The organism is Streptomyces sp. NPDC046909 (assembly GCF_040644695.1).
Taxonomy (GTDB): Bacteria; Actinomycetota; Actinomycetes; order Streptomycetales; family Streptomycetaceae; genus Streptomyces.
Window position 1 is genome coordinate 743,636 of sequence record NZ_JBEYXC010000004.1, and the last position, 18,858, is coordinate 762,493.

At 69.9% G+C, this 18,858-nt stretch carries 17 protein-coding genes; 16 read left to right on the forward strand and 1 reads right to left on the reverse strand.

Going from position 1 to position 18,858, the window contains the following annotated elements; translation table 11 throughout:
• The first annotated feature begins 7 nt into the window (after positions 1–7).
• From ABZ928_RS16395 to ftsH, 6 genes are all read left to right on the forward strand, one after another.
• Positions 8–1,501: a hypothetical protein gene (locus tag ABZ928_RS16395; protein ID WP_361518701.1), complete on the forward strand. Its 1,494-nt coding sequence runs from the start codon at positions 8–10 to the stop codon at positions 1,499–1,501.
• Positions 1,502–1,825: 324 nt separating this feature from the next.
• Positions 1,826–3,163, forward strand: a complete 1,338-nt coding sequence (locus ABZ928_RS16400; protein ID WP_361518703.1) for an ammonium transporter — start codon at positions 1,826–1,828, stop codon at positions 3,161–3,163.
• Positions 3,160–3,498: a P-II family nitrogen regulator gene (locus ABZ928_RS16405; protein WP_003997576.1), complete on the forward strand. Its 339-nt coding sequence runs from the start codon at positions 3,160–3,162 to the stop codon at positions 3,496–3,498. The genes ABZ928_RS16400 and ABZ928_RS16405 overlap by 4 nt, the downstream gene beginning before the upstream one ends.
• A gap of 23 nt (positions 3,499–3,521) precedes the next feature.
• A complete protein-coding gene (locus tag ABZ928_RS16410) occupies positions 3,522–5,993 on the forward strand; it encodes a [protein-PII] uridylyltransferase (RefSeq protein ID WP_361518705.1) in 2,472 nt (823 codons plus the stop codon).
• Between the two features lie 218 nt (positions 5,994–6,211).
• Positions 6,212–7,765 (forward strand): signal recognition particle protein, encoded by a 1,554-nt coding sequence (ffh, locus tag ABZ928_RS16415; RefSeq protein ID WP_361518707.1) that lies wholly within the window; start codon positions 6,212–6,214, stop codon positions 7,763–7,765.
• 104 nt (positions 7,766–7,869) lie between these two features.
• A complete protein-coding gene (gene ftsH / locus ABZ928_RS16420; protein WP_361518709.1) occupies positions 7,870–9,807 on the forward strand; it encodes an ATP-dependent zinc metalloprotease FtsH in 1,938 nt (645 codons plus the stop codon).
• A gap of 49 nt (positions 9,808–9,856) precedes the next feature.
• Here the strand turns inward: ftsH and ABZ928_RS16425 are convergent, their stop codons facing one another.
• The gene (locus tag ABZ928_RS16425) at positions 9,857–10,714 is read right to left on the reverse strand and encodes an SAM-dependent methyltransferase (RefSeq protein WP_361518711.1); all 858 of its coding nucleotides are present in this window, start codon (positions 10,712–10,714) and stop codon (positions 9,857–9,859) included.
• A gap of 198 nt (positions 10,715–10,912) precedes the next feature.
• On the opposite strand from ABZ928_RS16425, the gene proS reads away from it, so the two are divergent.
• The 10 genes from proS (at position 10,913) to lepB (ABZ928_RS16475) (ending at position 18,819) form a co-directional block, all read left to right on the forward strand.
• Positions 10,913–12,328, forward strand: a complete 1,416-nt coding sequence (gene proS, locus ABZ928_RS16430; protein WP_361518713.1) for a proline--tRNA ligase — start codon at positions 10,913–10,915, stop codon at positions 12,326–12,328.
• A gap of 261 nt (positions 12,329–12,589) precedes the next feature.
• Positions 12,590–13,186: a hypothetical protein gene (locus ABZ928_RS16435; protein ID WP_171143234.1), complete on the forward strand. Its 597-nt coding sequence runs from the start codon at positions 12,590–12,592 to the stop codon at positions 13,184–13,186.
• A 266-nt stretch (positions 13,187–13,452) separates the two neighbouring features.
• Positions 13,453–13,872 (forward strand): 30S ribosomal protein S16, encoded by a 420-nt coding sequence (gene rpsP / locus ABZ928_RS16440; protein ID WP_361518715.1) that lies wholly within the window; start codon positions 13,453–13,455, stop codon positions 13,870–13,872.
• A gap of 2 nt (positions 13,873–13,874) precedes the next feature.
• Positions 13,875–14,114 carry an RNA-binding protein gene (locus tag ABZ928_RS16445; RefSeq protein ID WP_003973401.1) on the forward strand — a complete coding sequence of 80 codons (240 nt, stop codon included), beginning with the start codon at positions 13,875–13,877 and terminating at the stop codon, positions 14,112–14,114.
• Between the two features lie 93 nt (positions 14,115–14,207).
• The gene (rimM, locus tag ABZ928_RS16450) at positions 14,208–14,759 is read left to right on the forward strand and encodes a ribosome maturation factor RimM (protein WP_361518716.1); all 552 of its coding nucleotides are present in this window, start codon (positions 14,208–14,210) and stop codon (positions 14,757–14,759) included.
• A complete protein-coding gene (trmD, locus tag ABZ928_RS16455; protein ID WP_361518718.1) occupies positions 14,759–15,592 on the forward strand; it encodes a tRNA (guanosine(37)-N1)-methyltransferase TrmD in 834 nt (277 codons plus the stop codon). The genes rimM and trmD overlap by 1 nt, the downstream gene beginning before the upstream one ends.
• 133 nt (positions 15,593–15,725) lie before the next feature.
• A complete protein-coding gene (gene rplS / locus ABZ928_RS16460; protein WP_361518720.1) occupies positions 15,726–16,076 on the forward strand; it encodes a 50S ribosomal protein L19 in 351 nt (116 codons plus the stop codon).
• Positions 16,077–16,123: 47 nt separating this feature from the next.
• A complete protein-coding gene (gene lepB / locus ABZ928_RS16465) occupies positions 16,124–16,840 on the forward strand; it encodes a signal peptidase I (RefSeq protein ID WP_361518722.1) in 717 nt (238 codons plus the stop codon).
• Positions 16,833–17,927 carry a signal peptidase I gene (gene lepB, locus ABZ928_RS16470; protein WP_361518724.1) on the forward strand — a complete coding sequence of 365 codons (1,095 nt, stop codon included), beginning with the start codon at positions 16,833–16,835 and terminating at the stop codon, positions 17,925–17,927. Before lepB (ABZ928_RS16465) ends, lepB (ABZ928_RS16470) begins: the two co-directional genes overlap by 8 nt.
• Positions 17,815–18,819 carry a signal peptidase I gene (gene lepB, locus ABZ928_RS16475; protein WP_361518726.1) on the forward strand — a complete coding sequence of 335 codons (1,005 nt, stop codon included), beginning with the start codon at positions 17,815–17,817 and terminating at the stop codon, positions 18,817–18,819. The genes lepB (ABZ928_RS16470) and lepB (ABZ928_RS16475) overlap by 113 nt, the downstream gene beginning before the upstream one ends.
• Positions 18,820–18,858: the final 39 nt, after the last annotated feature.

The window sequence follows — 18,858 nt, forward strand, 5'->3', positions numbered from 1 at the left end:
CGTTCCAGTGAGCGGCAACGGCGGAAGCGGAACGGGCGCCGGCAGCGCGGCGAACGGCGACAAGCGCCCCAATGAGCTGCTCACCTCGTGGTTCGTGCGCAGCGGCTGGTCGAAGGGCGAACTCGCCCGCCAAGTCAACCGCCGTGCCCGCCAGTTGGGCGCCAATCACATCTCCACCGACACCTCGCGCGTCCGCCGCTGGCTGGACGGCGAGAATCCACGCGAACCGATCCCCAGGATCCTCTCGGAGCTGTTCTCCGAGCGGTTCGGCTGTGTCGTCTCGGTCGAGGATCTCGGCCTGCGCGCGGCCCGCCAGTCACCGTCCGTGTCCGGGGTCGACCTGCCGTGGACGGGTCCGCAGACCGTGGCCCTGCTCAGCGAGTTCTCGCGCAGCGACCTGATGCTGGCGCGGCGCGGCTTCCTCGGGACTTCGCTGGCCCTGTCCGCGGGCCCGTCCCTCATCGAGCCCATGCAGCGCTGGCTCGTCCCCGGCCCGTCCGCCGCCCATCACGAGCCCGAGCCGTCGGCCGCGGCCCGCCGGGGCGGCCGGCTCTCCAAGCCTGAGCTGGACCTCCTGGAGTCCACCACCGTGATGTTCCGGCAGTGGGACGCCCAGTGCGGCGGCGGTCTGCGCCGCAAGGCGGTCGTCGGCCAGCTGCACGAGGTGACCGACCTCCTCCAGGAACCCCAGCCCGAGGCCACCACCCGCAAGCTGTTCAAGGTCGCCGCCGAGCTGGCCGAGCTCGCGGGCTGGATGTCGTACGACGTGGGACTCCAGCCCACCGCCCAGAAGTACTTCGTGCTCGCCCTGCACGCGGCCAAGGAAGCGGGCGACAAGCCGCTGGGCTCGTACGTGCTGTCCAGCATGAGCCGTCAGATGATCCACCTCGGCCGGCCCGACGACGCTCTTGAACTGATCCATCTCGCGCAGTACGGCAGCCGGGACTGCGCGAGCCCGCGCACCCAGGCGATGCTGTATGCGATGGAGGCCCGCGCCTACGCCAACATGGGGCAGCCGGGGAAGTGCAAGCGCGCCGTCCGGATGGCCGAGGACACCTTCTCCGAGGCCGACGAGTGGGACGAGCCGGACCCCGACTGGATCCGCTTCTTCTCCGAGGCCGAGCTGCACGGCGAGAACAGCCACTCCTACCGCGACCTGGCCTATGTCGCCGGCCGCAGCCCCACGTACGCCTCGCTGGCCGAGCCCGTGATGCAGCGGGCCGTGGAGCTCTTCGCCAAGGACACCGAGCATCAGCGGTCGTACGCACTCAATCTGATCGGCATGGCCACCGTGCACCTGCTCCAGCGCGAGCCCGAGCGGAGCGCGGTGCTGGCCGAGGAGGCGATGTTCGTCGCCAAGAAGGTCCGCTCGGAGCGGGTCAACACTCGTATCCGAAAGACGGTCGACACGGCCGTACGCGATTTCGGTGATCTCGGTGAGGTCATCGACCTCACCGAGAAGCTGGCGGTGGAACTCCCGGAGACCGCCGAAGCGGTCTGACATCCGCAGGAATCCCTTGAGCCCCGGCCGCGGCCGGCCCTCCCGAACTGCCCGACTCGGCTCCCCCATGCCAGGTCATCGGAAGGCCGCCGCGGCCGGTTCTTTTCCCTTCACCGAAGGTTGCGCCACGATAACGATCCCCCTGCCGGACATCAGGCAGTTCATCGACGCGTAACACCCAGAACCTCTTCGTCACGGCGGCGAAACAACGAGGGGCTTCGACCGAAACCGCGCTGCTGCAATCTCAGGGCGCATAACCGGCCCACCCCTCAATCCGCTCAGGCTTCGCCCGCACGGGGCCGTACTTACGACGAGGAGACGCCGATGGCACCAGCCATCACGCTGGCGGCAGACGTAGAGCTGTCGCCCGCCAACACAGGCTTCATGCTTATCTGTTCCGCCCTGGTGCTGCTCATGACTCCGGGCCTGGCCTTCTTCTACGGAGGCATGGTCCGCGTCAAGAGCACCCTGAACATGCTGATGATGTCCTTCATCAGCATGGGGATCATCACCATCCTGTGGGTGTTGTACGGCTTCTCCTTCGCCTTCGGCGCCGACAAGGGCAGCCTGATCGGCTGGACGTCGGACTTCGTCGGTCTCAGCGGGATCGACAAGGGTGACCTCTGGCTCCCGTACAACATCCCGGTCCTGGCCTTCATGGTCTTCCAGCTGATGTTCGCCATCATCACGCCGGCCCTGATAAGCGGTGCGCTGGCCGACCGTGTGAAGTTCTCCGCGTGGGCGCTGTTCATCGCCCTGTGGGCCACCGTCGTCTACTTCCCCGTCGCCCACTGGGTCTGGGGCACCGGCGGCTGGGCCTTCGACCTGGGTGTCATCGACTTCGCCGGTGGTACGGCGGTCCACATCAACGCGGGTGCCGCGGCGCTCGGCGTGATCCTGGTCATCGGCAAGCGCGTCGGCTTCAAGAAGGACCCGATGCGCCCGCACAGCCTTCCGCTGGTCATGCTCGGCGCCGGTCTCCTGTGGTTCGGCTGGTTCGGCTTCAACGCCGGTTCGTGGCTCGGCAACGACGACGGCGTCGGCACCCTGATGTTCGTCAACACGCAGGTCGCCACCGCCGCCGCCATGCTCGCCTGGCTCATCTACGAGAAGATCCGCCACGGCGCGTTCACCACCCTCGGTGCCGCCTCCGGCGCGGTCGCGGGCCTCGTCGCCATCACCCCGTCCGGTGGTTCGGTCACCCCGATCGGCGCGATCGCGGTCGGCGCCATCGCCGGTGTCCTGTGCGCCATGGCCGTGGGCCTGAAGTACAAGTTCGGCTACGACGACTCGCTCGACGTCGTCGGTGTCCACCTCGTCGGCGGTGTCGTCGGCTCGGTCCTGATCGGCTTCTTCGCCAGCGGCAAGGGCCAGTCGGAGGCGGCCGGTGTCTTCTACGGTGACCACACCTTCGACCAGCTGTGGAAGCAGCTCGCCGGTGTCGGTGGCGTCCTCGCCTACTCCCTGATCGCCTCCGCGATCCTCGCCTTCCTCATCGACAAGACCCTCGGCATGCGGGTCACCGAGGACGAAGAGGTCGCCGGTATCGACCAGGCCGAGCACGCCGAGACCGCATACGACTTCAGTGGTGCCGGTGGCGGCGCCGCCAAGGCCGTCGCGGCCCCGGCCGCCGAAGCTGCGAGCAAGAAGGTGGACGCATGAAGCTCATCACCGCCGTCGTCAAGCCGCACCGGCTCGACGAGATCAAGGAAGCCCTCCAGGCCTTCGGGGTCCACGGCCTGACGGTCACCGAGGCGAGCGGCTACGGTCGTCAGCGGGGTCACACCGAGGTCTACCGCGGTGCCGAGTACACCGTCGACCTGGTCCCGAAGATCCGTATCGAGGTCCTGGCCGAGGACGACGACGCCGAGCAGCTGATCGACGTCATCGTCAAGGCCGCCCGCACCGGCAAGATCGGTGACGGCAAGGTCTGGTCCCTGCCGGTCGAGACGGCCGTACGGGTCCGGACCGGCGAGCGCGGCCCCGACGCGCTCTGACAGAAAAGAACAGGAGCTGCTGGGTGTCGAGTACGGACGTGCGTAAAGAAGCAGAAGACTCGGGACCCAGCGGCTACGCGGCGGCCCGGCTGCGCCTCCTCACCGAGGGGGCGCGGTCCGGGCCGCCGCGCCGTTCGGCCCTCTCCGAACTGACGGACGACTGGCTGTCGGGGCTGTTCAACGCCGGTGTCCTCGGCGCCGGTGCCGAGGGGCTGCGCGGGGTGTCCCTGGTCGCCGTCGGCGGCTACGGGCGCGGTGAGCTGTCGCCGCGCAGCGACCTGGACCTGCTCCTGCTGCACGACGGCGGCGACTCCGGCGCGGTCGCGGCGCTGGCCGACCGGATCTGGTACCCGGTGTGGGACCTGGGGCTCGCCCTGGACCACTCGGTGCGCACCCCGGTCGAGGCCCGCAAGACCGCCGGGGAGGATTTGAAAGTCCAACTCGGTCTCCTGGACGCCCGCCACCTCGCCGGCGACCTCGGCCTCACCGCCGGACTGCGCACTGCCGTCCTCGCCGACTGGCGCAACCAGGCGCCCAAGCGTCTCCCCGAACTCCAGGAACTGTGCGCCGAGCGGGCCGAGCGCCAGGGCGAGTTGCAGTACCTGCTGGAGCCGGATCTGAAAGAGGCGCGCGGAGGGTTGCGCGACGCCACCGCCCTGCGCGCCGTCGCCGCCTCCTGGCTGGCCGACGCCCCGCGCGAGGGCCTCGACGACGCCCGGCGCCGGCTCCTCGACGTCCGTGACGCCCTCCACCTCACCACCGGGCGCGCCACCGACCGGCTCGCGCTCCAGGAGCAGGACCAGGTCGCCGCCGAGCTCGGACTCCTCGACGCGGACACGCTGCTGCGGCAGGTGTACGAGGCCGCGCGGGTCGTGTCGTACGCGAGTGATGTCACCTGGCGCGAGGTGGGGCGCGTGCTGCGATCGCGCGCCGTGCGGCCGCGTCTGCGCGCCATGCTCGGGGGCGGCAAGCCGGTCGCCGAGCGCTCCCCGCTGGCCGAGGGCGTGGTCGAGCAGGACGGCGAGGTGGTGCTCGCCCGCGCCGCGCGCCCCGAGCGCGACCCCGTCCTGCCGTTGCGCGCCGCGGCCGCCGCCGCACAGGCCGGACTGCCCCTCTCCCTGCACGCCGTACGGCGCATGGCCGCCAACGCGCGCCCCCTGCCCACGCCCTGGCCCGCCGAGGCACGCGAACAGCTCGTGACCCTGCTCGGCTCCGGCACCCCGACGATCGACGTCTGGGAGGCGCTGGAGGCGGAGGGCCTGATCACCCGCCTGCTGCCCGACTGGGAGCGGGTGCGCTGCCGCCCGCAGCGCAACGCCGTGCACATCTGGACGGTCGACCGCCACCTCATCGAGACCGCGGTCCGCGCCTCCGAGTTCACGCGGCGCGTCCACCGCCCCGACCTGTTGCTGGTCGCCGCGCTCCTGCACGACATCGGCAAGGGCTGGCCCGGCGACCACTCCGTGGCCGGCGAGATCATCGCCAAGGACGTGGCCGCGCGGATCGGCTTCGACCGCGAGGACGTGGCGGTGCTCTCCACGCTCGTACGGCATCACCTGCTGCTCGTGGACACCGCCACCCGGCGTGACCTGGAGGACCCGGAGACGGTCCGCTCGGTCGCCGAGGCGGTCGGCTCGCAGGGCACCCTTGAGCTGCTGCACGCGCTGACGGAGGCGGACGCGCTGGCCACCGGTCCGGCCGCCTGGTCCTCCTGGCGAGGTTCGCTCGTGGCGGACCTGGTCAAGCGGGTCGCGGCAGTGCTCGCCGGGGACGACCTCGACGAGCCCGAGGCGGCGGCGCCGACGGCGGAGCAGGAGCGGCTCGCCATCGAGGCGATCGCCACGGGCAGCCCGGTGCTGTCGCTGCGCGCGCAGACCGAGCCGCCGGCTCTCGCGGAGGGGGAGCAGCCGCCGGGGGACCCCGAGCCCCTCGGCGTGGAGCTGCTCATCGCCGTACCCGACCAGCCGGGCGTCCTGCCCGCCGTGGCCGGCGTCCTCGCCATGCACCGCCTGACCGTCCGCACCGCCGAACTCCGCGCCCAGGACCTCCCGGACGGCGTCGAGGGCTCGGTCCTGCTGCTGAACTGGCGGGTCGCTGCGGAGTACGGCTCCCTGCCGCAGGCCGCGCGCCTGCGGGCGGACCTGGTGCGGGCCCTGGACGGTTCCCTCGACATCGCGGGCCGCCTGGCCGAACGCGACGCCGCCTACCCGCGCCGCCGCGGCGTGGTCGCGCCCCCGCCCCGCGTGACGGTCGCTCCGGCGGCCTCCCGCCTGGCCACGGTCATCGAGGTGCGCGCGCATGACGCCCCGGGCCTGCTGCACCGCATCGGCCGGGCCCTGGAGGACGCGAACGTACGGGTCCGCAGCGCGCATGTGTCGACGCTGGGCGCCAATGCGGTGGACGCGTTCTACGTCACGGGGCCCGAGGGGGCTCCGTTGCCGGGCGACGAGGCGGCGAGCGTGGCGCGCAAGCTGGAGGAGACGCTGCGGGCGTGACCTTGCGGTTGCTTGTTCGTTAGGCGGACGTGCTCCCCGCAGCTGCGGGGGTGTTCCGATCGTGAACGACGAGCTCATCACGATCCTTGGTTGCTCCCCGCTGACGCAGGGGTTTCCGTCCCCGTCCGCTGGATGCAGCAGGCGGGGACGATTGTCTTGCCGGGCCAGATACTCTGGAGGGCGACCCACTTTCCCCGACTTCGAGGACCGACGCCACCGTGTTCGATACCCTCTCCGACCGCCTCAGCGCGACTTTCAAGAATCTCCGCGGCAAGGGCAGGTTGTCCGAGGCGGACATCGACGCCACGGCGCGCGAGATCCGCATCGCACTTCTCGAAGCGGACGTGGCCCTCCCTGTCGTCCGGACGTTCATCAAGAACGTCAAGGAACGGGCGATGGGTGCCGAGGTTTCCAAGGCGCTGAACCCTGCCCAGCAGGTTCTCAAGATCGTCAATGACGAGTTGGTGACAGTTCTCGGCGGCGAGACCCGGCGCCTGCGCTTCGCCAAGCAGCCGCCGACCGTCATCATGCTGGCCGGTCTCCAGGGTGCCGGTAAGACCACCCTCGCGGGCAAGCTCGGCCACTGGCTCAAGGGCCAGGGCCACTCGCCGCTCCTCGTCGCCGCCGACCTCCAGCGTCCGAACGCCGTGAACCAGCTCAGCGTGGTCGCCGAGCGCGCCGGCGTGGCCGTGTACGCGCCGGAGCCGGGCAACGGCGTCGGTGACCCGGTCAAGGTCGCCAAGGACTCCATCGAGCACGCGAAGTCCAAGGTCCACGACATCGTCATCGTCGACACCGCGGGCCGCCTCGGTATCGACCAGGAGATGATGCAGCAGGCCGCGGACATCCGTGACGCGGTCTCCCCGGACGAGATCCTCTTCGTCGTCGACGCGATGATCGGCCAGGACGCGGTCAACACCGCCGAGGCCTTCCGCGACGGGGTCGGCTTCGACGGTGTGGTGCTCTCCAAGCTCGACGGTGACGCCCGCGGTGGTGCGGCCCTGTCGATCCGGCAGATCACCGGCAAGCCGATCATGTTCGCGTCGAACGGCGAGAAGCTCGACGACTTCGACGCCTTCCACCCTGACCGGATGGCCTCCCGCATCCTCGACATGGGTGACCTGCTCACCCTGATCGAGCAGGCGGAGAAGACGTTCAGCCAGGAAGAGGCCGAGAAGATGGCCTCCAAGCTGGCGTCCAAGAAGGGCCAGGACTTCACCCTGGACGACTTCCTGGCCCAGATGGAGCAGGTCAGGAAGATGGGCAGCATCAGCAAGCTGCTCGGCATGCTCCCGGGCATGGGCCAGATCAAGGACCAGATCAACAACCTGGACGAGCGGGACGTCGACCGCACGGCCGCCATCATCAAGTCGATGACCCCGGGCGAGCGCCAGGACCCGACGATCATCAACGGCTCCCGCCGCGCCCGTATCGCCAAGGGTTCCGGTGTCGAGGTCAGCGCGGTCAAGGGCCTGGTCGAGCGGTTCTTCGAGGCCCGCAAGATGATGTCCCGCATGGCCCAGGGCGGCGGCATGCCCGGGATGCCGGGGATGCCGGGCATGGGCGGCGGCCCCGGCCGCACCAAGAAGCAGCCCAAGCAGGCCAAGGGCAAGCAGCGCTCCGGCAACCCGATGAAGCGCAAGCAGCAGGAGCAGGAGGAGGCCGCGCGCCGCGCCGCCGCCGCACAGGGCGGCAACGCCTTCGGTGTCCCGGGCCAGCAGGCTCCGCAGGACTTCGAGCTGCCGGACGAGTTCAAGAAGTTCATGGGCTGACGGTTCGTTCTCGTACGACGCCGGGGGCGCTCCTTGTCGCAAGGGGTGCCCCCGGCGTCGTAAGCGCACATGCCAGCGCCGGTTTCCTGTCGTAACGTCCGGATATGACCAACCCTGCGCCGTCGCGGAAGTCTCCCGACCAGCCCTGGCGTACCGAGGGCACCCCGGAGGAGCCGCCGAAGCCGCCGTCGGGCGGACGGAGGCCGCGCGGGGGCTGGTGGAGCCTGCTGCTCACCGCGCTGATCGTCTATCTGATCGCCAACCTCGTGCTGTCGTACTTCAACGAGGGCGACGAGCCCACGATCTCCTACACGGAGTTCAGCGAGCAGGTCGACGCGGGCAACGTCAGCAAGATCTACGCCAAGGGTGACGCGATCCAGGGCCAGCTCAAGAAGGAGCAGGACAACCCGGAGGGCGACGGGAAGTACACCAAGTTCAACACCGAGCGGCCGACCTTCGCGGACGACCAGCTCTGGGAGGACCTGACCAAGAACAAGGTCACGGTCACGGCGGAACCGGTGGTCCAGCACCGGAGCTTTCTGGCCAATCTGCTGATCGCGCTCGCCCCGATGCTGCTCCTGGTCGTGCTGTGGGTCTTCATCGCGCGCCGGATGAGCGCGGGGATGGGCGGCGCGGGCGGGATGCTGGGGCGCAAGGCGCCGCCCAAGCCGGTCGAGCTGGAGGCCGGCAAGAAGCGCACGACCTTCGCGGACGTGGCGGGCATCGACGAGGTCGAGGGCGAGCTCAACGACGTCGTCGACTTCCTGAAGAACCCGGACGCGTATCGCCGCATGGGCGCGAAGATGCCGCGCGGTGTGCTGCTCGCGGGGCCGCCCGGCACCGGAAAGACGCTGCTCGCGCGGGCCGTCGCCGGTGAGGCAGGGGTGCCCTTCTTCTCGGCGTCGGCCTCCGAGTTCATCGAGATGATCGTGGGTGTCGGCGCCTCACGCGTGCGTGAACTGTTCGCCGAGGCCCGCAAGGTGGCCCCGTCGATCATCTTCATCGACGAGATCGACACCATCGGGCGGGCGCGGGGCGGCGGTTCCGGGATGGGCGGCCACGACGAGCGTGAGCAGACCCTCAACCAGATCCTGACGGAGATGGACGGCTTCTCGGGCTCGGAGGGTGTCATCGTCATCGCCGCCACCAACCGCGCCGACGTACTGGACCCGGCCCTGACCCGTCCCGGCCGCTTCGACCGGGTGGTCATGGTCTCGCCGCCGGACCGGGGCGGCCGTGAGGCGATCCTGGAGATCCACACCCGTGACATCCCGATGGCCGAGGGTGTCGACCTCGCCCAGGTCGCTCGTACGACCCCGGGGATGACCGGCGCCGAACTGGCGAACCTCGCCAACGAGGCCGCCCTGCTCGCCGTCAAGCGCAAGCAGGAGCGGGTGACGCAGACCGACCTCTCGGAGGCGCTGGAGAAGGTCCAACTGGGCGCCGAACGGCCCCTGGTGATGCCCGAGGAGGAGCGCCGCAGGACGGCGTACCACGAGAGCGGGCACGCCCTCCTCGGCATGCTCCAGCCGGGCGCCGATCCCGTCCGCAAGATCACCATCGTGCCGCGCGGACGGGCCCTCGGCGTGACGCTGTCGACGCCGGACGCCGACAAGTACGCGTACACCGAGGAGTACCTGCGCGGCCGGATCATCGGCGCGCTCGGCGGGATGGCGGCCGAGCAGGTCATCTACGGCGTGGTCACCACGGGTGCGGAGAACGACCTGGAGCAGGTCACCAACATCGCGCGCGGCATGGTGGCGCGGTGGGGGATGAGCGAGCGGGTGGGCAGGCTCTCGGCGCTCCCCAGCGACGCCCAGCAGGCGTACGGGCTCTCGGCCGCCCCGCAGACCCTCGACGTCATCGACGACGAGATGCGGCGGATCGTCGACGACTGCTACGAGGAGGCGTGCCGCAAACTCCGCGACCACCGCGGCCAGTTGGACGCCCTCGCCCAGGCCCTCCTGGAGAACGAGACACTGGAGGAGGCGGACGCGTACCGGATCGCCGGGATCACCCGGCTGACGAAGGACGACGCGTAGGCCTCATGCGCTTCTTCAGGGCACGCGGTTCCTCAGGGGACGCGGTCCTTCAGGGGACGCGCGCGATGAGGTAGCGGAACACATTCGGCATCCACACCGTCCCGTCCCGGCGCTGGTACGGGTGGAGTGCCTCCGTGACCTCCTTGTCGACCTGTGCCTGGTCCGTCGCGGAGATCGCCGCGTCGAACAGGCCCGTCGACAGCAGCCCCCGCAGCGCGCTGTCGAGGTCGGCGTACCCGAAGGGGCAGGCCACCCGGCCGGAGCCGTCCGGCTTCAGCCCGGCCCGCTGGGCGACCTCCTCCAGGTCGTCGCGAAGGGCGGGGCGCCAACTGCCCGTGCCGCGCAGCGGATCCGCCAGCTTCGTGGCCACCCGCAGCACGGACGACGTGGCGCAGCGTTCCGGCGGACCCCAGCCGGCGAGCACCACGGGCGCCCCCCGCTCGGCGAGCGGCGTCGCGGCCGCGAGCAGCCCGCCGAGCCCCTCCGAGTCGCCCGCGAGACACCCGATGGGCTCGAAAGCGGTCACCAGGGTGTACGCGGGCGTCTCCGCGTCGGCCGCGTCCTGAGGGTGACCGTCGACGAGCCGGGTGTCCACGCGCGCGCGTGCGCCCCATGTCTCGGGCAGCAGCCGCTCCCGCGCGAGGGCCAGTCGCTCGGGGGAGCAGGAGTCGACACCGGTGACCGCGGCCCCCTTGGACGCCGCCATCAGCAGCGCGAGTCCGCTGCCGCAGCCGAGGGCAAGGAGCCGTGTGCCGGTGCCCACTTCGAGTCGCTCGTAGACGGCCTCGTAGAGCGGGACCAGCATCCGCTCCTGGATCTCGGACCAGTCACGCGCGCGTGCACACGGGTCCACACGGGTCGCCTCACCCGTATGAGTCAGGTGCTGCCGCACGAGCGTAGGTGTCATCGAAAGCGCCCCAATCCGCCGAGAGTTACTGCCGTGCCCGATTCCACAGCCCCCGTGACATGCGCTCGCACTCCCCCCGTATGCCAGGTAACTCCGCACTCGACCGCTCGTCCAGAGGCCGAGGGGCCCGGCTTGTGGGTTGGCTGTGCGGGCGAAAAGATTTCACATCCCGGCAACGTGGGCCCGTACCATCGCGCCATGGCAAAGGCACCCGTACTCACGCCCCGCGCGGACGACTTCCCGCGCTGGTACCAGGAACTGATCAGCAAGGCGGAGCTGGCCGACAACGGCCCGGTGCGGGGCACCATGGTCATCCGACCGTACGGCTACGGTCTGTGGGAGCGGATGCAGGCCGAGATGGACGCCCGTATCAAGCGGGCGGGTGCCTCCAACGCGTACTTCCCGCTCTTCATCCCGCAGTCGTATCTGTCCAGGGAGGCCGAGCACGTCGAGGGCTTCGCGCCCGAGCTCGCCGTCGTCACCCATGGCGGCGGCAAGGAGCTGGAGGAGCCCGTCGTCGTGCGGCCCACCTCCGAGACGATCATCAACGACTACTTCTCCAAGTGGGTGCAGAGCTACCGCGATCTGCCCCTGCTGATCAACCAGTGGGCGAACGTGGTGCGTTGGGAGATGCGCCCGCGCGTGTTCCTGCGCACCACGGAGTTCCTCTGGCAGGAGGGCCACACCGCGCACGCCACCTACGAGGAGGCCCGGGAGTACGCGGCGCACATCCACAAGGAGGTGTACGCCGACTTCATGGTCGACGTCCTCGGCATCGATGTCGTGCTGGGCCGCAAGACCGCGAGCGAGCGCTTCGCCGGTGCCATCAACACCCTGACCCTCGAAGCGATGATGGGCGACGGCAAGGCCCTCCAGATGGGCACCAGCCACGAGCTCGGCCAGAACTTCGCGAAGGCCTTCGACACGCGGTACCTGTCGAAGGAGGGCAAGCAGGAACTCGTCTGGCAGACGTCCTGGGGCTCCTCCACCCGGATGGTCGGCGGCCTCATCATGACTCACGGAGATGACAACGGACTGCGGGTGCCGCCCCGGCTGGCGGCGATCCAGGCCGTGGTCCTCGCGATCAAGGACGACGAGGCGGTTCTGGCCAAGGTCCGCGCCCTGGGCGACCAACTGGCCGCGGCGGGCGTACGCGTCCATGTCGACGACCGCACGGACATCCCCTTCGGGCGCCGTGCCGTCGACTGGGAGCTGAAGGGCGTGCCCGTCCGCATCGAGGTCGGCCCCCGTGACCTGGAGAACGGCACCGCGATGCTGGCGCGGCGGATCCCGGGAGGCAAGGAGCCGGTTGCCCTGGACGCCCTGGCAGCGCTCCTCCCCACGATCCTCGAAGAGGATCAGGCGCTGCTGCTGGCGCAGTCCCGCGAGCGCCGGGAGTCCCGTACGGCGGACGTGTCGACGATCGAGGAGGCGGTGGCGGCCGCGACCGCCGGCGGCTGGGCGCGCATCCCATGGGCGATCCTCGGGGAAGAAGGCGAGGCCAGGCTGGCCGAGCACGCGGTGACCGTACGGTGTCTGGTCGCCGAGGACGGGTCGGTCCCCGTCGAGGACAAGGCGCCGGGTAACGTCGCGGTCGTCGCGCGCGCTTACTGAAGCAGGGTCCTTCCGGCGGGAGAGCGACCGAAACGCCTCTTGCGCATCCGCGGACCACAGTCGTCCCGGCGCGCGGACACCGTCTACGTGCCGGGGCGTATATCAGCCTACGTACCGCCTTGGTAGGAGCTGTGAGGCTTCTCCGCAGATCAGCGCACCCGCCCTCGTCAGGACGCATCAGCGGCAACTGACGGGTACGTGCAAATTATTTGGGATGGCCCGGAATCGGAACACTGGGGCACTCCGGCTCGTTGTCATTACGTGAGCACGACACAGACACCACCTGTTCTCGCCGCCGAGCTGGCACAGGCGTGGGCCGACATTCAGCGGTACCACCCCGAGCTGCCGGACCTCGCCGCGCCAGAGTCCCTGATCGGGGAGTCGTCGTCCGCGTGCGGGCACGAACTCTCCTTCGAGCGACTGCTCCACGAGGCAGTCCATGGGATCGCCGCCTCCCGCGGCGTCCGCGACACCTCCCGCGCCGGCCGCTACCACAACCGGAGATTCCTCGCGATCGCCGAGGAGCTGGGCCTGGACCACCCCGAGGAGCCGCACCCCAGCAGCGGCTTCTCGCTGGTCACGCTCAACCCCGAGGCCAAGCGCCGCTACCGCCCGACCATCGAGCGGCTCCAGCGGGCCCTGAAGGCCCACACCGCAGCCACCTCCGCCGACACCGCCCGCTCCTTCCGCGGCCCGGCCGCCCGCCACGGCTCGTCCGGCGGCGGCGTCCGGGTCAAGGCGGTGTGCGACTGCGGCCGCAACGTACGGGTCGTCCCGTCGGTGCTGGCGCAGGCGCCCATCGTCTGCGGCGGCTGCGGCAAGCCGTTCCGGATCCCCGAGGTCGTCGGGGCCGCGTAACCGCGACCGGTGGCGTACCGGCGTCTCGTGGGTGCCGGAACACCACGTGGGGCACCCTGCCGCGCCGGGTGCCCCTCCGGCATGCCCTGGCGCGGCCTCGGTCCGACGCGACCCTGCGGGTGTGGCACAATGGCTAGCTGTACTCGACAGCCGCACAGGAACCCTCTCGCCTCCGGCTGACGCGTCCATCGGGCACTCGGGTACCGCAACCCCACGCGGCAATCTCGCCGTGCCCAACCACGTCAAAACCAGGAGAACCCACTCCCGTGGCAGTCAAGATCAAGCTGAAGCGTCTGGGCAAGATCCGTTCGCCTCACTACCGCATCGTCGTCGCCGACTCCCGCACTCGCCGTGACGGCCGTGCGATCGAGGAGATCGGCCTGTACCACCCGGTGCAGAACCCCTCGCGCATCGAGGTCGACACCGAGCGTGCGCAGTACTGGCTGGGTGTCGGCGCGCAGCCGACCGAGCCCGTCCTCGCCATCCTGAAGCTGACCGGCGACTGGCAGAAGTTCAAGGGCCTGCCCGCCCCGGCTCCGCTGCTCGTGGCCGCGCCGAAGGCCGCGCGTCCCGTCTTCGACGCCCTGGGCGGCGACGACGAGGGCAAGGGTGAGGCCATCACCCAGAAGAAGAAGGCTGAGAAGAAGGACGAGGCCGCGGCCGAGTCCGAGTCGACCGAGGCCTGAGCATGCTCGAGGAGGCTCTCGAGCACCTCGTGAAGGGCATCGTCGACAACCCTGACGATGTGCAGGTCGCCTCGCGCAACCTGCGCCGCGGGCGTGTGCTGGAGGTCCGGGTCCACCCCGACGACCTCGGCAAGGTGATCGGTCGCAACGGCCGCACCGCACGCGCTCTGCGTACCGTCGTGGGCGCCATCGGCGGCCGCGGTGTCCGCGTCGACCTCGTCGACGTAGACCACGTCCGCTGACGCAACACGCTGATAACACAGCACCGGCTCGGGCCGGGGAGGGCCACTGGGCCGTCCCCGGCCCGTAGTCGTACCTACAGGAGAACAAGCACAGTGCAGCTCGTAGTCGCTCGCATCGGCCGTGCTCACGGCATCAAGGGCGAGGTCACCGTGGAGGTCCGCACCGACGAGCCGGAGCTCAGGCTCGCTCCCGGTGCCGTACTGCTCACGGACCCCGCCGCCACCGGCCCTCTCACCATCGAGACCGGCCGGGTCCACAGCGGCCGTCTCCTCCTGCGCTTCGAGGGCGTGAAGGACCGCACCGGCGCGGAGGCCCTGCGGAACACCCTCCTGATCGCCGAGGTGGATCCGGAGGAGCTGCCGGAGGAAGAGGACGAGTACTACGACCACCAGCTGATGGACCTGGACGTGGTCACCGCGGACGGTGTGGAGGTCGGCCGGATCACGGAGATCTCGCATCTGCCCTCGCAGGATCTCTTCATCGTCGAGCGGCCCGACGGCAGTGAGGTGATGATCCCGTTCGTCGAGTCGATCGTCACCGAGATCGACCTGGAGGAGCAGCGGGCGGTCATCACCCCGCCGCCGGGGCTGATCGACGACCAGGCCGAGATCGCGTCCACGCGGGACTCCGGAGACGAGTCGTAATGCGCCTCGACGTCGTCACGATCTTCCCCGAGTACCTGGAACCCCTGAACGTCTCCCTCGTCGGCAAGGCACGCGCGCGTGGGCAGCTTCAGGTGAACGTCCACGATCTGCGTCAGTGGACCTACGACCGCCACAACACCGTCGACGACACCCCGTACGGCGGCGGCCCCGGCATGGTCATGAAGACCGAGCCCTGGGGGGACGCGCTGGACTCCGTGCTGGCCGAGGGCTATGAGACGGGCTCCCACGCGCCCGCGCTCATCGTGCCCACGCCCAGCGGACGGCCCTTCACCCAGGAGCTGGCCGTCGAGCTCTCCGAGCGGCCCTGGCTGGTCTTCACCCCGGCCCGCTACGAGGGCATCGACCGCCGCGTCATCGACGAGTACGCGACCCGGATGCCCGTCTACGAGGTGTCCATCGGCGACTACGTCCTCGCCGGCGGCGAGGCGGCCGTCCTGGTCGTCACGGAGGCCGTGGCGCGGCTGCTGCCCGGCGTCCTGGGCAACGCCGAGTCCCACCGGGACGACTCCTTCGCGCCCGGCGCGATGGCGAACCTCCTGGAAGGGCCCGTCTACACCAAGCCGCCCGCCTGGCGCGGCCGGGAGATCCCGGAGACCCTGCTCAGCGGCCACCACGGCAAGATCGCCCGCTGGCGCCGCGACGAGGCGCTCAAGCGGACCACGGCCAACCGGCCCGACCTCATCGAGCGCTGCGACCCGAAGGCCTTCGACAAGAAGGACCGCGAGATGCTCTCCATCCTGGGCTGGGCGCCCGATCCGGCGGGGGAGCCGTACGGCCGATTTTGGCGTCGGGTCGAGGGCGTGGAAGAATAGGGCGCTGTTGTGCGTCGTCCGGTGTGCGCCCCTGCCACAGGGGGACACGACGCCCGCCCCGACACGGACAGCTCCTCACGAAACACCTATCTCCCGCTTATGACCTGTGGCATGGGCGAAGAAAGCAGACGAAATGTCTCACCTGCTCGACTCTGTCGACAGCGCGTCGCTGCGCACCGACATCCCGGCCTTCCGCCCGGGTGACACCGTCAACGTCCACGTGCGCGTCATCGAGGGCAACCGCTCCCGTGTGCAGCAGTTCAAGGGCGTAGTCATCCGTCGCCAGGGCGCCGGTGTCCGCGAGACCTTCACGGTCCGCAAGGTCTCGTTCTCCGTCGGCGTCGAGCGCACCTTCCCGGTGCACACCCCGATCGTCGAGAAGATCGAGCTCGTCACCCGCGGTGACGTGCGTCGCGCCAAGCTGTACTACCTGCGTGAGCTGCGCGGCAAGGCCGCGAAGATCAAGGAGAAGCGCGAGAACTGATCTCGCCTTCCGGGGTCCACAGAGGGGCCGGATAACATCTGGCCCCGATGGACACCGAAGCACAGCAGACGGAGCGCGACCGCTCCTCCCGCCCTTCCGACTCCGAGGAGATCTCGGACACAGAGGGTCAGGAGGGACGGTCGCGTTTCGCGTTGGTGTCGCGGATCACCGAGTGGCTGCCCGGTGGGCGGATCACGCTGACCGCACTGTTCTGCCTGGTGTTTTTGCTGCTCCTCAACGCTTTCGTGGTGCAACCCTTCCAGATTCCCAGCGGATCCATGGAAAACGGATTGAGGATCGGGGACCGGGTTCTCGTAAATAAGTTGGCGTACCGTTTCGGTGCCGAGCCGCGGCGCGGGGATGTGGTGGTGTTCGACGGAACCGGGTATTTCGGGGATGCGGACTACATCAAGCGCGTTGTGGGGGTGGGGGGAGACCACGTGGTCTGCTGTGACAAGAAGGGGAGGATCGAGGTGAACGGCCGGTCGGTCGACGAGTCGACGTTCCTGTACCCCGGTGACGGTCCGTCCTCGGTGGCCTTCGATGTCGTCGTGCCCGACGGCACCCTCTTCGTCCTCGGCGACCACCGCGCGGAGTCCAGCGACTCCCGCGACCACCTCGGTTCGCCCGGCGGCGGCATGATCCCGGTCGACGAGGTCATCGGCCGCGCCGACTGGATCGTATGGCCGACCGCGCACTGGACCCGGCTGCACCGACCCGACGCCTACGCGCGCGTGCCCGCCGCGGACGGTGCCGATGGGTAACCGCGGCAAACCGCGCGGAGTGCCGGCCGGCGCCGCCGACAACCTTCTGCCCACCGGCGCGCGGCGCGCCGCCAGCCCCGCCGGCGGTCGCACGCGCGCGGAGCGGCGCAAGCTGCAACGCAAGGTCAAGCGGCGCCGACGGCGTTCCGCCCTCAAGGAGATACCGCTCCTCGTCGGTGTCGCCGTGCTCATAGCCCTGGTGCTGAAGACCTTCCTCGTGCAGGCCTTCGTGATCCCGTCGGGCTCCATGGAGCAGACGATCCAGATCGGCGACCGCGTCCTGGTCGACAAGTTCACCCCGTGGTTCGGCTCCAAGCCGCAGCGCGGGGACGTCGTGGTCTTCAAGGACCCCGGCGGCTGGCTCAACGACGAGCAGACGACGACGAAGAAGGAAGACCCCGTCGTCATCAAGCAGGTCAAGGAAGGGCTCACCTTCATCGGCCTGCTGCCGTCCGACAACGAGAAGGACCTCATCAAGCGGGTCGTCGGTGTCGGCGGGGACCGGGTCAAGTGCTGTGACGCGCAAGGGCGGGTCACCGTCAACGGCGTGCCGCTCACCGAGGGCGACTACCTCTATCCGGGCAACGCCCCGTCCAAGGACGCGTTCGACATCACCGTCCCCCAGGGGCGGTTGTGGGTGATGGGCGACCACCGCGCCAACTCCGCGGACTCCCGCTCGCATCAGAACACCGACTACGGGGGTACGGTCTCCGAGGACTCGGTGGTGGGACGGGCGATGGTCATCGCCTGGCCCTTCGGCCGCTGGAACACCCTCGACGAACCGAAAACATACGCATCCATTACCGACTCGACCTCCGGGTCGACTGCGGCTCCCCAACTGTCGCATAGGGTTGCTCCGGACGATCCGAACGGAACGATCCAACTCCCGAGCCCTGCGGAACTCCCGCTCGTTATGGGAGTAGTGGGCCTGCGCCGCGCATGGGGCAGGCGGCGGCACAGAGTGAGGAGTTGGCGTGGGGGATGTGGCGGTTGGCGCACGGTCCGGGCACGACGGCGAGGAGCACCGCGGGCGCCCCGTGGAAGCCGCCGACCCGGCCACGGACAGCGCCGTGACCTCCGGGAGTGACTCCGCTGCGGACGAGCGGACGCGGCCCGGGGGCGACGGGCCGGGCGACCCGGGCGACGGGTCGGGCGGTTCGGCCGACGGGTCGGGAGGCTCGGGCCCCCAGCAGAAGAAGCCGCGTTCCTTCTGGAAGGAACTGCCGATCCTGATCGGTATCGCGCTGGTGCTGGCGCTGCTGATCAAGACCTTCCTGGTGCAGGCGTTCTCGATCCCCTCGGACTCGATGCAGAACACCCTCCAGCAGGGTGACCGGGTCCTGGTCGACAAGCTCACCCCGTGGTTCGGCTCCGAGCCCGAGCGCGGCGAGGTCGTCGTCTTCCACGACCCGACCCAGTGGCTGGCGGGCGAGCCGACGGCCGACCCGAACGCCATCCAGACGTTCCTCAGCTGGATCGGGCTGATGCCGTCCGCCGAGGAGAAGGACCTCATCAAGCGCGTCATCGGTGTCGGCGGCGACACCGTCGAGTGCAAGGGCACCGGCCCGGTGAAGGTCAACGGCAAGGCGCTGAACGAGACGTCGTACGTCTACCCGGGCAACACCCCGTGCACGGTCGACGACTCGGGCGGTCAGTTCAAGGTCAAGGTGCCCGAGGGCTACATCTGGGTCATGGGTGACCACCGCCAGAACTCGCGTGACTCCCGCTACAACCAGGACGACAAGTACCACGGCATGGTCCCGGTCGACGAGGTCGTCGGACGCGCCATCGTGAAGGCCTGGCCGATCAACCGCTGGGGCACCCTGCCGGTCCCGGACACCTTCGACCAGGACGGCCTGAACACCCAGTCCTCGGCGTCCGCCGCCCTGACGGTGGCCCCGCAGGGCCTCGCGCTGGCGGGCGCGGTGCCGGTGGTGCTGTGGCGGCGCCGGAAGACCGAGCCGGCGCACACCCGCTGACCCGCCTCCCCTGCCCGACCCGGTTGACCTAGGGAAACC

What these genes read in the sequence shown, in the direction of transcription:
- ABZ928_RS16400 (WP_361518703.1), top strand. Translation starts at nt 1,826, where the DNA reads ATGGCACCAGCCATCACGCTGGCGGCAGACGTAGAGCTGTCGCCCGCC.
- ABZ928_RS16405 (WP_003997576.1), top strand. Translation starts at nt 3,160, where the DNA reads ATGAAGCTCATCACCGCCGTCGTCAAGCCGCACCGGCTCGACGAGATC.
- ftsH (WP_361518709.1), top strand. Translation starts at nt 7,870, where the DNA reads ATGACCAACCCTGCGCCGTCGCGGAAGTCTCCCGACCAGCCCTGGCGT.
- ABZ928_RS16425 (WP_361518711.1), bottom strand. Translation starts at nt 10,714, where the DNA reads ATGACACCTACGCTCGTGCGGCAGCACCTGACTCATACGGGTGAGGCG.
- proS (WP_361518713.1), top strand. Translation starts at nt 10,913, where the DNA reads ATGGCAAAGGCACCCGTACTCACGCCCCGCGCGGACGACTTCCCGCGC.
- ABZ928_RS16445 (WP_003973401.1), top strand. Translation starts at nt 13,875, where the DNA reads ATGCTCGAGGAGGCTCTCGAGCACCTCGTGAAGGGCATCGTCGACAAC.
- trmD (WP_361518718.1), top strand. Translation starts at nt 14,759, where the DNA reads ATGCGCCTCGACGTCGTCACGATCTTCCCCGAGTACCTGGAACCCCTG.
- rplS (WP_361518720.1), top strand. Translation starts at nt 15,726, where the DNA reads ATGTCTCACCTGCTCGACTCTGTCGACAGCGCGTCGCTGCGCACCGAC.
- lepB (WP_361518722.1), top strand. Translation starts at nt 16,124, where the DNA reads ATGGACACCGAAGCACAGCAGACGGAGCGCGACCGCTCCTCCCGCCCT.
- lepB (WP_361518724.1), top strand. Translation starts at nt 16,833, where the DNA reads ATGGGTAACCGCGGCAAACCGCGCGGAGTGCCGGCCGGCGCCGCCGAC.